This window comes from Bacillus cereus group sp. MYBK216-1 (genome assembly GCF_051916495.1).
GTDB classification, from domain to species: Bacteria; Bacillota; Bacilli; order Bacillales; family Bacillaceae_G; genus Bacillus_A; species Bacillus_A thuringiensis_K.
In genome coordinates this window covers 104,561-120,466 of the sequence record NZ_JBQAGT010000011.1, presented here as the reverse complement: position 1 = coordinate 120,466, position 15,906 = coordinate 104,561, and the positions used below count along the sequence as shown (strand labels likewise).

Below are 15,906 nucleotides of genomic sequence, written 5' to 3'. Positions count from 1 at the left end.
GAGACAATTGTGATTCAAACGAAACAAATAGGCTTGCAAGAAGTTCTAAGTGCGGCCATTAAGCGTGCAACTGATGAAAAAATATTGGTGAGCTTCGTAAAACAAATAGACTGGATGGATCCGCTTCTGTTTTATGCAGCAGGAAAAAGGATTGCATTCGAAAATAGATGTTATTTTGCAGACCCAGCTCAGCATGTAATATTTGCTGGAATTGGTTCTGTTTTCACTATAGCAACTGCTTCTCACAAACGCTTTCAAACTGCTCGTGACGAGTGGGATAAAGTAAAAGAGAAAGCATTTGTACAAAGGGAAAAATACGAATTTGGAACAGGTCCTCTTTTATTTGGCGGGTTTTCATTTGACCAAGAAAAAGAGAAAACAGATTTATGGAAAGAATTTGATGATACGACATTTTCACTACCAGCATTTTTATTAACTGTAAAAAATGAAAAAGCATGGTTAACAATGAATACATTCGTTTCAGCAACAGATTGTGCAGAAACTCTTTATAACGAAATTGTTTCTTTAGAAGAGAAAATTTTTGAGAAGAGTAAATGTGCACTACAAGGATCGAAATTAACAGCTACTTCTAAAGTAGAAGTGGATCCGAAAGGCTGGATGAAGGCTATTGAGAAAGTGCAAGATGAGATGAAGCAGGGGAACGTGCAGAAGGTTGTATTAGCGAGGGAGCTAAAAGTAGAGATGGATCATCATATTGATTCTGCGCTTGTTTTAGAAGCACTTCGCATTGGGCAACCGGATTGTTACGTATTTTCTTTTGATTATAAAGGAGCATGCTTCTTAGGAGCGACGCCAGAGAGATTAATTCGCAAAGAAGATGAGAAGTTTACTTCAATGTGTCTTGCTGGTTCAACTGGTCATGGTCAATCTATAGAAGAAAGTAAGCGAAATAGTGATGCGCTTCTTCATGATGAAAAGAATTTAGCTGAACACGGTTATGTTGTGAACATGATCAGGTCGGTATTAAATGAGCACTGCGAATACGTTAATATTCCAGAAAGTCCAGGTTTATTAACAACGAAAAATTTAATTCATTTATATACGCCTGTAGAGGCAAAAGGCGATGCGAGTCTTTTAACGATGGTAGAAGAATTACATCCAACACCAGCTCTTGGCGGGACACCTCGTTTAGAAGCGATGAAATTAATTCGTGATGTTGAATTGCTAGATAGAGGATTATATGGTGCACCGATTGGCTGGATAGATGATGAAGGAAATGGTGAATTTGCGGTTGCACTTCGCTGCGGATTATTAAATGGCGAGAAGGCATCCTTATTTGCCGGTTGCGGGATTGTAATTGATTCAGTACCGCAACTTGAATATGAAGAAACAAGTTTGAAGTTTAGACCGATGCTTGGTGCTTTGGAGGAATTAATGAAATGAACAATCATATAGAAGCATTATCATATTATTTAGGCGCGTTCGTGGATGAACTGACGCGTCTAAATGTATGTGATGTTGTCATTAGTCCAGGCTCACGGTCAACGCCGATTGCTCTACTAATGGAACAACACGAAGGAATGAACACATATTTACATGTAGATGAAAGATCTGCAGGATTTTTTGCGCTCGGTATCGCAAAAGCGAAAAAACGTCCGGTTGCATTATTATGTACGTCAGGAACGGCAGCAGCGAACTACTATCCAGCTGTATGTGAAGCTTTCCATTCACGAGTGCCGCTTATCGTCTTAACGGCAGATAGGCCGCATGAATTAAGAGATGTCGGTGCACCACAAGCGATGAATCAATTTAATTTATACGGTACTTTTGTGAAACAATTTACAGAGATGGCACTGCCAGAAGCAAGTGAAACGATGTATCATTATGCTCGTATGACGACGCAGCGCACGATAGCAAATGCTTGTTTAGCGCCGCAGGGTCCTGTTCATCTTAATTTTCCAGTTCGCGAGCCACTTATACCTGATTTCTCACTAGAAAGCTTATGGGATAAAGGACGTAGTGAATATACAGGAGTAGTTCAACAAGGAAACGCGGTGATGCCGAGTGAATATGTAGATTCTCTTGTAGGGCGCCTTTCACATATGGAAAAGGGGCTTATTATTTGTGGAGATGATAGTCATGCAGAAATCGCAATGTTTGCGGTAGAATTAGCTGAAAAAACTGGCTATCCTATATTAGCAGACCCACTTTCTAATATTCGTAGCGGACACCACGATAAAACGATGGTAATTGACTGTTATGATACATTTTTACGAAATGAACAGTTAAAAGAAACATGGAAACCGGATGTTTTAATTCGCTTTGGTGGTATGCCTGTTTCTAAATCGTTAACGCAGTTCATAAAAAAACAAACGAAAGCAGTTCATATCGTTGTCGATGAATCAGGACAATGGAGAGACCCAGCTCTTGTTGCGACAGAAGTTGTGCAAGCAAGTGACATTGAATTCTGCAAGGCATTAATAGAAAAAATGCCAGTTATGAAAAAGAATGATTGGTTCCGAATGTGGCAACATATAAACGAAAAAACGAAGGAAACGCTTCGTGAAATGGAAACATATGAAACTGCATTTGAAGGAAAGGTTATTACAGATATTGTGCGCGTATTACCAGAAGACGCAACATTATTTGCGAGCAATAGTATGCCAATTCGTGATACAGACTCATTCTTCTTCACATCGGATAAAAACATCCATGTGATGGCAAACCGCGGTGTAAATGGTATTGATGGAATCATTTCGACAGCTCTAGGAGCGAGCGTTATTTGTGACCCACTTGTATTAGTGATTGGTGATTTATCATTTTATCACGATTTAAATGGACTGTTAGCAGCAAAATTACACGAATTAAATATAACGATTGTCGTTGTAAATAATGATGGTGGCGGTATTTTCTCATTCTTACCACAATATGAGAAAAAGGAACACTTCGAATCGTTATTTGGAACACCGATTGGGCTTGATTATGAACATGTTGTCAAAATGTATGGCGGTTCATTTAGTCGTGTAAATGGTTGGGAGCAATTCCGAGAAGAGGTACAAAAAGGAACAAGGGCGGAAGGTTTACACGTTGTAGAAATTTGTACGAACCGTGATGAAAACTTAACATTGCATCGTAAATTATGGGCAAAAACGCAGGACGTAATTACTGCATCGTTGCAAGGTGAATCAAAATGAACGTAACACTGCAAGGTGTATCGTATGAATATGAAGTAGTCGGAAGCGGGGAACCACTTCTACTTCTTCATGGTTTTACGGGAAGCATGGAAACGTGGCGTTCTTTCGTTCCTTCTTGGAGCGAGCAATTTCAAGTCATTTTAGTAGACATTGTTGGGCACGGAAAAACAGAAAGCCCTGAAGATGTGACGCATTATGATATTCGAAATGTAGCATTGCAAATGAAAGAACTACTAGATTATCTTCATATTGAAAAAGCGCACATACTCGGCTATTCAATGGGCGGTAGACTGGCAATTACGATGGCATGTCTATATCCAGAATATGTACATTCTCTTTTATTAGAAAATTGTACAGCTGGGCTTGAAAGGGAAGATGAGCGGGAAGAACGCTGTGAAAAAGATGAGCGACTTGCTCACAAAATTGAGCGAGAAGGCATCGAAAGTTTTGTAACAATGTGGGAAAATATTCCGCTATTTGAAAGGCAAAAAAGTTTAGAACAAAACGTACAAGAAGCAGTGCGAAAAGAAAGACTTGCTAACAATCCAAAAGGGCTCGCAAATAGCTTGCGCGGCATGGGAACAGGGGCTCAGCCTTCTTGGTGGAATGAGCTGCAAAACTTAAAAATGCCTGTTCTTTTAATGAACGGGGAGCATGATGAAAAGTTCTTTCGCATATTAAAAAACATCGAAAAATGCGTCTCTGACGCGAAATTTGTCAAAATTGATGGTGCTGGCCATGCAATTCATGTGGAACAACCGGAAAAGTTTGATACAATAGTAAAGGGATTTCTAAAAACTATGCAGTGATGCTTTTTTCAGTTAAGAATGAAGTTACACTTATAGAGGAGATCAGAAATATACAAGGAGGTAGTTGTAATGGCTATTGAATGGGTAAAAGAAGGCAATTACGAAGATATTATTTATTCAACATACAATGGTATCGCAAAGATTTCGATTAACCGCCCTGAAGTACATAACGCATTCCGTCCTAAAACGGTAATGGAGTTAATCGACGCTTTTGCACATGCTCGTGATGATGCAAATGTTGGCGTTATCATTTTAACAGGTGAAGGTGGACGTGCATTCTGTTCTGGCGGCGACCAAAAAGTTCGCGGTCATGGTGGATATGTAGGTGACGACCAAATCCCTCGTTTAAATGTATTAGATTTACAACGTCTAATTCGCGCAATTCCTAAACCAGTTATCGCAATGGTAGCAGGTTATGCAATCGGTGGAGGACACGTACTTCATATCGTATGTGATTTAACAATCGCTGCAGACAATGCTGTATTTGGACAAACAGGTCCTAAAGTAGGAAGCTTTGACGGTGGATACGGAGCTGGTTACTTAGCTCGTATGGTAGGACACAAGAAAGCTCGCGAAATTTGGTACCTATGCCGCCAATATAACGCACAAGAAGCGCTTGATATGGGCTTAGTAAACACAGTAGTACCATTAGAACAACTTGAAGCAGAAACAGTACAATGGGCAGAAGAAATTTTAGCAAACAGCCCAATGGCACTTCGCTTCCTAAAAGCTGCATTCAACGCAGACACAGACGGTCTAGCTGGTATTCAACAACTAGCTGGAGATGCAACGTTATTGTACTACACAACTGACGAAGCAAAAGAAGGTCGCGACGCATTCAAAGAAAAACGCAGTCCGGACTTCGGTCAATTCCCTCGTTTCCCGTGATCAAACCAAAAGCGGAGCCGACTGCTTAGCCCCGCTGGCTAAGGTTCTTTCGCACAGAAAGTGTTTTTTACTTTCTCGTGCGGAAGGTTCTTAGACGGAAGGGGCTAGGAGGCGCAGCTAGATGTAACCAAAAGCGAAAGTAGCTCGTTCAGAATGTGAGGGGGATGGAGCTTCTGACGTAGAGGCGCTTTTTGCCTCCTAGGAAGAAGTGAAGCCACCGAACATTCTAGCTGCTGTAGCTAGATGAAACCAAAAGCGGAAGCAGCTTGCTTAGAACAAGAGGGCGTTGGAACTCCTGACGAAGAGGCGCTTTTTGCCTCGTAGGAAGGCGTGAAACGACCGACTGTTCTAGCCGCTGTAACTAGATGAGATTAACCGGAAACAAAACAACTAAGAGACTTGATGTCATATCAAGTCTCTTTCTTTCATGAAAGGAGAATGAATGATGGAGACGATGCCAAATTGGTTAATGCAACGTGCATTTTTAACACCAGATCGCACTGCAATTGAAATAGAGGAAGAGAAAGTTACTTTTATGCAGCTGCATGAAAAAGTAGTATCTGTTTGTGAACACCTCACGCATGTTGGAGTGAAGCGTGGGCAAAAGGTGGCTGTTCTGATGAAAAATGGTATGGGGATGATTACAGTTATTCACGCCCTATCTTACGTAGGTGCAGTAGCTGTGCTTTTAAATACGCGTCTTTCAAGAGAAGAGCTACTTTGGCAAATGGATGATGCTGAAGTTATTTGTTTAGTGACGGATCAAGATTTTGAGGCTAAAGATATTCCTGTATATTCATTCGCCGAAGTGATGAATGGACCAAAAGAGGAAGCCTCTATACAAGAAGAGTTTTCTTTAGAAGAAGCGATGACAATTATTTATACGTCTGGGACGACAGGGAAACCGAAAGGCGTTATTTTAACGTACGGGAATCACTGGTCAAGCGCGGTTGGCTCTGCGCTTAACTTAGGCCTTCGTGATGACGATTGCTGGTTAGCTTGTATGCCGATGTTCCACGTTGGCGGGCTATCTCTTTTAATGAAAAATATTATGTATGGCATGCGCATTTTACTCGTTCCGAAATATGATGCTGATTTTATTCATAAAGCACTTCAAACGAGAGGCGTTACGATTATTTCTGTCGTTTCTAAAATGTTGACTGATTTATTAGAGAGACTTGGAGAAGGGGCATACCCATCTTCTTTAAGATGCATGTTACTTGGTGGAGGACCAGCGCCGAAACCACTATTAGAAACGTGTGTAGATAAAGGAATTCCTGTATATCAAACGTACGGTATGACAGAAACGTCTTCACAAATTTGTACGTTATCAGCTGATTACATGTTAACGAAAGTAGGATCAGCCGGAAAACCACTATTTCAGTGCCAACTCCGTATTGAAAAAGATGGCGTAGTAGTGTCGCCATTTGCGGAAGGTGAGATCGTAGTAAAAGGACCAAACGTAACAGGCGGTTATTTTAACCGCGAAGATGCGACGCGCGAAACAATTCAAAACGGATGGCTTCATACTGGTGACCTCGGTTATTTAGACGAAGAAGGATTTTTATACGTATTAGATCGACGCAGTGATTTAATTATTTCTGGCGGAGAGAATATATATCCGGCTCAAATTGAAGAAGTGTTGCTTTCTCATCCGATGGTTGCGGAAGCAGGTGTGGTCGGGATGACTGACGATAAATGGGGACAAGTACCGGCTGCTTTTGTTGTAAAAAATGGAGAAGTAACAGAAGAAGAAATTCTTCATTTTTGCGAGGAGAAATTAGCGAAATATAAAGTGCCGAAAAAAGCATGTTTCTTAGAGGAATTACCACGAAACGCTTCGAAAAAATTGTTAAGACGAGAGTTAAGACAATTAGTGGAGGAGATGTAGGTGGAAATAAAAAAAGCGACGCTACATATAACGGAAATGCCACTCGTAATCCCGTTTGCTGCAAGCTACGGGACGTATGAAAAGCGTGAAAGTATCGTCATTGAATTAGAAGATACGGACGGATACATTGGATTTGGCGAAGTCGTTGCGTTTTCTGAACCGTGGTACACGGAAGAAACAGTGAAGACAGCGCTACATGTACTTCAAGATTTTTTATTACCGGATTTATTAAAGGCGGAGATTTCTCATCCGAATGAAGTACCTGGTTTGTTCCAACATATAAAGAGAAACCGAATGGCAAAGGCCGGAATAGAGGGGGCTGTTTGGGATTTATATGCGAAGCGCCAAAAGAAATCGCTAGCGACAGTACTTGGCGGAACTAGTCATGAAATTGAAGTCGGCGTTGTAATTGGCCTTAATACGATTCCAGTTATGTTAAAACAAATCGAGAAGTATGCAGAAGAAGGATACGAGCGTTTTAAAGTGAAAATAAAGCCAGAGCATGATTACGAATTATTGAAAGAGATTCGAAAAGAGTTTCCGCATATCCCGCTAATGGCAGATGCAAATTCAGCATATACATTAGGGGATACGGAGAGGCTGAAACGACTAGATGAATTCCAATTAATGATGATTGAACAACCGTTAGCCGATTATGATTTTCTTGATCACGCGGAGTTGCAAAAGAAAATTGAAACGCCCATTTGTTTAGATGAAAGTATTCATAGTTTAGAAGATGCACGCGTTGCGATTACCCTTGGTAGCTGCCAAATTGTGAACATTAAACCAGGGCGAGTGGGCGGATTAACAGAATCGGTTCAAATCCATAATTATTGCATGGAGCATAACATATCAGTTTGGTGCGGCGGTATGGTAGAGATGGGGATTTCACGAGCGCAAAATGTTGCCCTTGCTTCACTGCCGAACTTTACGATTCCAGGTGATATATCTGCTTCTAGTAGGCACTGGGAGAGGGATATTATTTCGCCGGAAGTGATGCTTGAGAGCGGGAAAGTGATGGTGCCGCAAAGTGTTGAAGCTGAGTATGAAGTAGATCGCGGAAGGCTGGCGGAGATTACGAAGCAGCGGCTTGCTTTGGAGCGGTAAATTGAGTCTTTAAAATAGCGGGCGAATTTCGTCGTTAATTGTCGGTAAGTCGATATATTTCAATAATCGCTAATATAATTTGAGTTACGGTCGATATAATTTTATTTACTAAGGTTACTCCCGTGAGTAGCCTTTTCTTATTGTACAAATTGGATAGACTAGTTTACAATCGAGCGTATAAAGTGAAACTTTAATCAGTGGGGCATCCCCACTGATTATTAGTTGAACCAATCGGGCTTTTATGGGCAGTTGATCTTCCACCTAACTTCTTTGATTCACCCGAATTTTGAGGTGGGAGTCTTACTGCCCGCAAATAGCGGGGTAAAGGGGGAGTAAAATGAAGCGCATTTCAATTTTAATAGCGGATGATGAGGCAGAAATTGCTGATTTAATTGAGATACATTTAGAAAAAGAAGGGTACCACGTCGTGAAAGCAGCTGATGGAGAAGAGGCAATTCATGTTATTGAAACGCAGCCAATCGACTTAGTGGTTTTAGATATTATGATGCCGAAAATGGATGGGTATGAAGTGACGCGCCAAATTCGTGCGAAGCATCATATGCCAATCATTTTCTTAAGTGCGAAAACGTCTGATTTTGATAAGGTGACAGGTTTAGTATTAGGCGCAGATGATTATATGACGAAGCCTTTTACACCGATTGAATTAGTTGCACGTGTAAATGCACAATTACGCCGATTTCTTACGTTAAATCAGCCGAAAGTAGCGGAGAATAAATCAGCTTTAGAGGTAGGCGGAGTCGTTATTGATCCGGAGCGAAGAACGGTAAATGTGTACGGAGAACAAGTTGAATTAACACCGAAAGAGTTTGATATTTTATATTTATTAGCGAGCCATCCGAAGAAAGTGTACAATGTGGAAAATATTTTTCAGCAAGTATGGGCGGATGATTATTATGAAGGCGGAAATACAGTTATGGTACATATTCGTACATTGAGGAAAAAACTTGGAGAAGATAAAAGAAAGGACAAGTTAATAAAAACAGTGTGGGGAGTAGGGTATACTTTCAATGGCTAAAAAGATGAGAAGTTTTCGTTCGAAGATGGTTATGCTATTTGCGTTAAGTATGATATTTGCTGGTGGCGTAACGTATATCATTTATCAAGGGTTACGGATTTATTACAAATTAGTCGTTCGTTATGAGGATCCGTTAGCGCAAGTGCGGTTCATGATAAAACAAATTGGGGATGTTAATTTCTTTTTAATTCTTTTCATCCCGCTATCCATTATGTTTTTCTTCTTCCTTACTAAACCATACTTAAAATACTTTGATGAGATTTCAAGCGGGATTCATCATTTGGCGAACGGAGATTTTTCAAATGAAGTGCGCATTTCATCAAACGATGAGTTTGGAGATATCGCACATGAAATAAATGTTGCGAGTGAAAAGTTAAAAGAAGCGGTGGAAAGAGGAGATTTTGCTGAAAGTAGTAAAGATCAGCTCGTTGTGAATTTAGCTCATGATTTAAGAACACCGTTAACATCCGTGTTAGGATATTTAGATTTAATTCTTAAAGATGAAAATTTAACAAAAGAACAAATTAAACATTTCTCCACAATTGCATATACAAAATCGCAAAGACTGGAAAGTTTAATTGATGAGCTATTCGAAATTACACGTATGAATTATGGCATGCTAAAGCTGGATAAAAAGCCGATTGATATAAGTGAGTTGCTTATACAGCTAGAGGAGGAATTGTATCCGTTATTAGAAAAACATCATTTAGAAGCAAGATTGAATGTGGATCCTCATTTACCGATGCACGGTGATGGAAAATTGCTAGCTAGAGTATTTGAAAACTTGTTAACAAATGCCGTACGTTACGGATATGATGGGCAATTTGTTGATATGAATGGGTATGTTGATAATGGAGAAGTTGTCGTACAAATTATGAATTACGGAGATAGCATTCCGGAAGAAGATTTACCGTATCTTTTTGATATGTTTTATACAGGTGATAAAGCAAGGTCAGAGAACCGTGGCGGGACGGGACTTGGATTATTCATTGCTAAAAATATTGTCGAGCAGCATAACGGTACGATTTCTGCTGAAAGCAATGTAGTTAGAACGATATTTGAAGTACGATTGCCAAAAGACGAGAATGTAACAATTTAATAAAAATTTAAACTTTACCCCACTTTTTATTTTAATAGTTTTTTCTATTCTATACGTAAGTTACGTTAAGGAGGAAATAGAAATGAAAAAGTGGGTATTTATTTCTTTTTTTATAGCATGCACAGTATGTGTAGGCGTTTATATATCACCGTTATTTCAAAAGGAAATCGATGTTAAAATTGTCGGAAAAGATGAGCTAGTAAAGGCGGCAAACAACGAGAGGAAAGAGATTACGAAGGAACAAATTTATAAGGGCGATTTATTATTAGTTAACAGGGATTATCCAGTAAAAAAAGATATTATTAGGTCTGATATTATAAATGTAAATCATAATAGTGAATTAGTGAGAGGCTATGTAATATTTGATAGAAATCTTCGTTTATCAAAGGATGTTGTGAAAAAGTTTTTGAACGTTGTCGATGCGGCTGGAAAAGAAAGTGTTAACCATTTTTTGATTAGTAGTGGCTATAGAGATTTCCAAGAGCAAAAACAGTTATATGAAAAAATGGGATCTGATTATGCACTTCCAGCAGGATACAGTGAACATAATTTAGGATTATCACTGGACATTGGGTCTACTCAAAAGAAAATGGAGAAAGCGCCTGAAGGAAAATGGATTGAAGAGAACGTATGGAAGCATGGCTTTATATTACGTTATCCGAAAAATAAAAGTAACATTACTGGAATTCAATATGAGCCATGGCATATCCGTTATGTCGGCCTACCTCATAGCGCAATTATGCAAAAAAAGAATTTCACACTAGAGGAATATTTAGAGTTCTTAAAAGAGGAAAAAGAGATTTCAACTGAAGTAGAAGGTAAGAAATATACTGTTTCTTATTATAAAGTTTCTGGGAATATGAAAGTGAATGTTCCAGCAAATAAGCAGTATGCAATTTCCGGGAACAATATGGATGGGGTTATTGTGACGGTTCAGGAATAGAGAAAAAGGCTGTGCCATTTGGGACAGCCTTTTCTTATATAAGAAAGGAATTGACGTTTCTTGTCTGTAAATCGATATTCCTTGTCGAATCGTTGATATAAATTCCTATACTATTAGCATTTTGAAGGAGCATCTTTTGATTTACTTTTAAACATTATAACGTTATATTTACTTCTTCCTTTTTTTATGTTACGCTAAACGTGTGAAAGAGACATAAAATGAAACTTTAATGTAAGCGCATTCTTATGGCTTCTTATAGAAAAGGGTGGAAGTACAATGACAGAACGATTCGTACTACGTAATGTGAAACGTGTGAACGGGGAAGAGATTGACATTGTAATTGAAAATAATAAAATCGCACAGGTGACGAAAGCTGGTGTTGGTGAGGGTGGAAAGGTTCTTGATTACTCTGGTACTTACGTATCGAGTGGTTGGATTGATTTGCATGTTCACGCTTTTCCAGAGTTTGATCCGTATGGCGATGAGGTTGATGAAATTGGCGTTAAGCAAGGGGTAACGACAATTGTTGATGCGGGTAGTTGCGGTGCTGATCGCATTGCAGATTTAGTAAAAAGTAGAGAGCAGGCAAAAACGAATTTATTTGCCTTTTTAAATATTTCTCGCATCGGTTTGAAACGAATTGATGAATTATCCAATATGGAATGGATCGATAAAGAGAAAGTAATAGAAGCAGTAGAAAATTATAAAGATGTAATCGTTGGGTTAAAAGCGAGAATGAGTAAAAGTGTCGTTTGTGATAGTGGAATTGAACCGCTTCATATAGCGCGCTCTTTATCTCGCGAAACATCATTACCGATTATGGTACATATCGGTTCAGCGCCTCCTCACATTGAGGAAGTTGTACCTCTTTTAGAAAAAGATGATGTCATTACACATTACTTAAACGGGAAAGAAAATAATTTATTTGATGAAGAAGGTAAACCGTTACCTGTATTACTAGATGCAGTGAATCGCGGTGTGCATTTAGATGTTGGACATGGTAATGCTAGTTTTTCATTTAAAGTAGCAGAGGCCGCAAAGCGTCACGATATTGCTTTTAATACAATTAGTACAGATATTTACCGGAAGAATCGCGTGCACGGTCCCGTGTATAGTATGGCTCACGTTCTTTCGAAATTCCTTTACTTAGGTTATCCGCTAGAAGAAGTAATTGACGCGGTTACGAAAAATGCAGCAGAGTGGCTGAAAAAACCAGAGTTTGGCCGCATTCAAGAAGGAGATATTGCAAACTTAACTTTATTTACGGTGAAAGATGAGAAGGTTACGTTAATAGATTCAGAAGGGGATCAGCGCATTGCTGAAAGAAGAATTGATACGAAAGGGGTTGTAATTAATGGGTCATTCATTGAATGCTAAGTACGGATTAAAAAGAGTGATTAATGCGAGTGGTAGAATGAGTATTTTAGGTGTATCTGCTCCGACAGATACAGTTATGGATGCGATGAAACATGGGGGACAAAATTATGTGGAAATTGCTGATTTAGTAGATAAAGCAGGAGACCATATTGCAAGAATTCTAGATTCAGAGGCAGCGGTCGTTGTGAATTCAGCATCGAGCGGAATTGCGCTTTCTATTGCTGGTATCGTTACTGAAGGAAATCGCCGTAAAAGTGAAAGACTTCATCAAGAGGTAATCGCGAAAAACGAAGTGATCATGTTAAAAGGTCATAACGTTCAATACGGTGCTCCAGTTGAAACGATGATTTATTTAGGCGGAGGAAAACTTGTAGAAGTTGGCTACGCAAATGAAGGGAAAGCAGAGCATATTGAAGATGCAATTGGTGAAAATACAGCAGCGATTCTATATGTGAAATCGCATCATGCCGTGCAAAAAAATATGATTTCTGTTGAAGAAGCATGGGAAGTCGCGCAAAGAAATAACGTACCACTTATCGTGGATGCGGCAGCTGAAGAAGATATTCAAAAATATGTGAAGTATGCAGACCTTGCCATTTATAGTGGTTCAAAGGCAATTGAAGGGCCTACTTCTGGTATTGTTGGCGGGAAACGAAAATATATTGAGTGGCTGAAAGTGCAATTACATTGCATTGGAAGAAGCATGAAAGTTGGGAAAGAAACAACTTTTGGTTTACTTCAAGCACTTGATGAGTACGGAGTAAAAGAAGATAAGAGTGAGCAAGAAAAAGAGTTATTACAAGTACTTATGCCGCTAAAAGAATTAAACGGTGTAAATGTAACAATCGTTCAAGATGAAGCGGGAAGAGCAATCTTTAGAGCACGTATTCATATTAACGAAAAAGAGTTAAATAAATCGGCAAAAGACGTTGTGACAGCATTACGCGAAGGAGAAATTGCAATCTACACACGTGATTACGGAGTAAGACAAGGATTCTTTGATATCGATCCACGTCCACTTCAAGGTGATGACATACATGTGATTGAAGAAAAATTGAGAGAAATTGTAGGGGGAAATTAAAATGACAAACATTCAAAAACGTTTTTATAAAGGCCGCGTAGCATTAAATGTATTAGCAAACAATATAGAAAATGCGAAAGATATTTTTGAAGCAGCAGAAGGTTATGTAGTAGTAGGCGTATTATCAAAAGATTATCCAACAGTAGAAGAAGCTGTTACAGCGATGAAAGCATACGGAAAAGAAATTGATGACGCTGTATCAATTGGACTCGGAGCTGGAGATAATCGCCAAGCAGCAGTTGTAGCTGAAATTGCGAAGTATTATCCTGGTAGTCATATTAACCAAGTGTTCCCTTCAGTTGGAGCGACACGTGCAAATCTTGGCGGAAAAGATAGCTGGATTAATAGTTTAGTATCACCAACAGGAAAAGTAGGGTACGTAAATATTTCTACTGGTCCAATTAGTGCAGCAGGGGAAGAAAAAGCAATCGTTCCAATTAAAACAGCGATCGCACTTGTACGTGATATGGGCGGAAATTCATTGAAATACTTCCCAATGAAAGGTTTAGCTCATGAAGAAGAATATCGCGCAGTTGCGAAAGCTTGTGCGGAAGAAGGATTTGCATTAGAGCCAACAGGCGGAATTGATAAGGAAAACTTTGAAACAATTGTACGTATTGCGCTTGAAGCAAACGTAGAGCAAGTTATCCCGCACGTGTACTCTTCTATTATTGATAAAGAAACTGGCAATACGAAAACAGAAGATGTTCGTGAATTATTAGCAGTCGTGAAGAAGTTAGTTGATCAATATGCGTAAGAAAATTGCAGCGTTCGGCGAAGTAATGATGCGCCTGCAAGTACCAGGATATGAATTGTTGTCGCAAGCAAACACATTAAATTACTCATTTTCTGGTACAGGTGTGAACGTGGCAGCAGCACTTTCTCATCTAGGGCATGAAGGGCTTCTTATTTCAACTTTACCGGAAAATTCGGTTGGGGATGCGGCATTATCTTACATTCAAAAGTTAGGTGTGCAAACCTCGCTTGTTTCAAGAGGCGGCAAATATGTCGGTATGTACTTTTTAGAAAATGGATTTGGTACACGTGCAAGCCGCGTTACATATTCAAATCGATTAGAAAGTAGCTTCAATACGGCATGTGAAGAAATGTATCAATTTGAAGAAATCGCAAAGGAAATTGATATCGTTCATTTTTGCGGCATTACACTTGCGATGAATGATACGGTGCGCCATCATATGAAATCTTTGGCGAAAGCAGTGAAAGAAAACGGAGGAACTGTCGTCTTTGATTGCAACTATCGTCCATCTCTTTGGGGAGAAGACGGGTATGAGCAGGCGAAACCACATTATGAAGAAATGCTGGCTCTTGCTGATATCGTTATGATGAACGAAAAAGATGCGATGTTTGTTCTTGGAATGAAAACAGAAAAGACGGAGCGAGAGGCGCAACTTGTTAATCTTATTCCAAAGGCAGCTGAAACATATCATATCGCTACAATCGCTGGTACACATCGCTCTATTAATAGCGATAATACACACTCGCTTCGCGGATTTATATGTAAAGATGGTGCGTTCACTTTTGCAAAAACACTTACGTTTTCTGTATATGATAGAATAGGTGCTGGAGATGCTTATACGAGCGGGATTATTCATGGCGAGATAGAAGAGTTTGCACCAGAGAAAGCTGTTTCATTTGCGTCAGCAGCTGGAATGCTTGCACATACAATCGTCGGTGATACGCCAATGTCATCAGAGAAGGATATACTTCGGGCAATGACGACATCAGTAGGTGATGTAGAAAGGTAGTGGGTGTAACGGTGAACGTAACGAGAAAAAAAGGACCATTATATTTACAAATAAAAAATATTATTCGTGATCGAATATTGCATGGTGTATATGCGATTCATACAAATATTCCTTCCGAACCACAGTTAGAAGAAGAGTTCAAAGTGAGCAAAATTACAGTGCGAAATGCGATTAAAGAACTCGCTCAAGAAGGATATTTGGAAAAGAAAAGCGGTAAAGGAACGAAAGTCATCCGTAACACTTCTGCGACAAAGTTGTCAAAGGGAAAGAAATTTACTGAAGTGTTAGTGGAAGAAGGCTATAAAGTACAGAAGAAATTGCTAAAAGCAGAAATCGTTCAGAATGAAGAAGGAACAGTGCCATTTCAATTATTCGGTAAAGAGAGTTTTCGTATTGAACGTTTATATACGTTAAATGATGCACCGTATATTCATTATACGCACTATTTCTCAGCGAAAATGGCAAGTACAGATTTATCGGATTTTGATTTACAATCGCTTTACGATTTAGTCGAGGACCGAGGCATTCATTTAGAAAACTTCAGAGATGAATTCGCTGTTGGACTTGCGCCTAGTTTCGTTGCAGAAGCGTTAGGTGAAAAAGAGGGGACAGCGCTATTAAAACGTATGCGTTATTCTTACGATGAAGTTGGCGAAGTAATTGAATATAGCGAAGGCTACTACAATACAGAAATGCAGCATTATGTAGTGAATTATGACGTATAAAAAAGAGGGTATTTGCCCTCTTTTTTTAT

14 protein-coding genes are annotated in these 15,906 nt (G+C 39.3%); all 14 read left to right on the top strand.

Translation table 11 applies throughout. The features are described from left to right. Window positions 1–9: 9 nt before the first annotated feature. The 14 genes from ACTFRH_RS26295 (at window position 10) to ACTFRH_RS26230 (ending at window position 15,877) form a co-directional block, all read left to right on the top strand. A complete protein-coding gene (locus ACTFRH_RS26295; protein WP_000616716.1) occupies window positions 10–1,404 on the top strand; it encodes an isochorismate synthase in 1,395 nt (464 codons plus the stop codon). Next, window positions 1,401–3,155, top strand: coding sequence for a 2-succinyl-5-enolpyruvyl-6-hydroxy-3-cyclohexene-1-carboxylic-acid synthase (menD, locus tag ACTFRH_RS26290; RefSeq protein ID WP_001059227.1), 1,755 nt, complete (start codon window positions 1,401–1,403; stop codon window positions 3,153–3,155). The genes ACTFRH_RS26295 and menD overlap by 4 nt, the downstream gene beginning before the upstream one ends. Continuing rightward, complete coding sequence (menH, locus tag ACTFRH_RS26285; protein WP_001103374.1) at window positions 3,152–3,964, top strand: 2-succinyl-6-hydroxy-2,4-cyclohexadiene-1-carboxylate synthase; 813 nt, start codon at window positions 3,152–3,154, stop codon at window positions 3,962–3,964. The genes menD and menH overlap by 4 nt, the downstream gene beginning before the upstream one ends. A 69-nt stretch (window positions 3,965–4,033) precedes the next feature. After that, window positions 4,034–4,852, top strand: coding sequence for a 1,4-dihydroxy-2-naphthoyl-CoA synthase (menB, locus tag ACTFRH_RS26280; RefSeq protein WP_000963875.1), 819 nt, complete (start codon window positions 4,034–4,036; stop codon window positions 4,850–4,852). A gap of 445 nt (window positions 4,853–5,297) precedes the next feature. Continuing rightward, on the top strand, window positions 5,298–6,743 hold the full coding sequence (locus tag ACTFRH_RS26275) for an o-succinylbenzoate--CoA ligase (protein WP_440048831.1): 1,446 nt from the start codon (window positions 5,298–5,300) through the stop codon (window positions 6,741–6,743). Then, a complete protein-coding gene (gene menC / locus ACTFRH_RS26270) occupies window positions 6,744–7,850 on the top strand; it encodes an o-succinylbenzoate synthase (RefSeq protein WP_000403288.1) in 1,107 nt (368 codons plus the stop codon). Between the two features lie 337 nt (window positions 7,851–8,187). Beyond that, entirely contained in the window at window positions 8,188–8,886 is a 699-nt protein-coding gene (locus ACTFRH_RS26265) for a response regulator transcription factor (RefSeq protein ID WP_000822498.1), read from the top strand. After that, window positions 8,879–9,985 carry a HAMP domain-containing sensor histidine kinase gene (locus ACTFRH_RS26260; RefSeq protein ID WP_001085277.1) on the top strand — a complete coding sequence of 369 codons (1,107 nt, stop codon included), beginning with the start codon at window positions 8,879–8,881 and terminating at the stop codon, window positions 9,983–9,985. The genes ACTFRH_RS26265 and ACTFRH_RS26260 overlap by 8 nt, the downstream gene beginning before the upstream one ends. An 82-nt stretch (window positions 9,986–10,067) precedes the next feature. Then, window positions 10,068–10,928 (top strand): M15 family metallopeptidase, encoded by an 861-nt coding sequence (locus ACTFRH_RS26255; RefSeq protein ID WP_440048830.1) that lies wholly within the window; start codon window positions 10,068–10,070, stop codon window positions 10,926–10,928. A 276-nt stretch (window positions 10,929–11,204) separates the two neighbouring features. Next, on the top strand, window positions 11,205–12,305 hold the full coding sequence (locus tag ACTFRH_RS26250; RefSeq protein WP_000139978.1) for an amidohydrolase/deacetylase family metallohydrolase: 1,101 nt from the start codon (window positions 11,205–11,207) through the stop codon (window positions 12,303–12,305). Further along, window positions 12,283–13,386 carry a DgaE family pyridoxal phosphate-dependent ammonia lyase gene (locus ACTFRH_RS26245; protein ID WP_000510103.1) on the top strand — a complete coding sequence of 368 codons (1,104 nt, stop codon included), beginning with the start codon at window positions 12,283–12,285 and terminating at the stop codon, window positions 13,384–13,386. The genes ACTFRH_RS26250 and ACTFRH_RS26245 overlap by 23 nt, the downstream gene beginning before the upstream one ends. A 1-nt stretch (window position 13,387) precedes the next feature. Continuing rightward, a complete protein-coding gene (gene dagF, locus ACTFRH_RS26240) occupies window positions 13,388–14,143 on the top strand; it encodes a 2-dehydro-3-deoxy-phosphogluconate aldolase (protein ID WP_000181922.1) in 756 nt (251 codons plus the stop codon). Next, window positions 14,136–15,152, top strand: coding sequence for a sugar kinase (locus ACTFRH_RS26235; protein WP_440048829.1), 1,017 nt, complete (start codon window positions 14,136–14,138; stop codon window positions 15,150–15,152). The genes dagF and ACTFRH_RS26235 overlap by 8 nt, the downstream gene beginning before the upstream one ends. Continuing rightward, window positions 15,152–15,877: a GntR family transcriptional regulator gene (locus ACTFRH_RS26230; protein ID WP_000539272.1), complete on the top strand. Its 726-nt coding sequence runs from the start codon at window positions 15,152–15,154 to the stop codon at window positions 15,875–15,877. Before ACTFRH_RS26235 ends, ACTFRH_RS26230 begins: the two co-directional genes overlap by 1 nt. Window positions 15,878–15,906 lie beyond the last annotated feature (29 nt).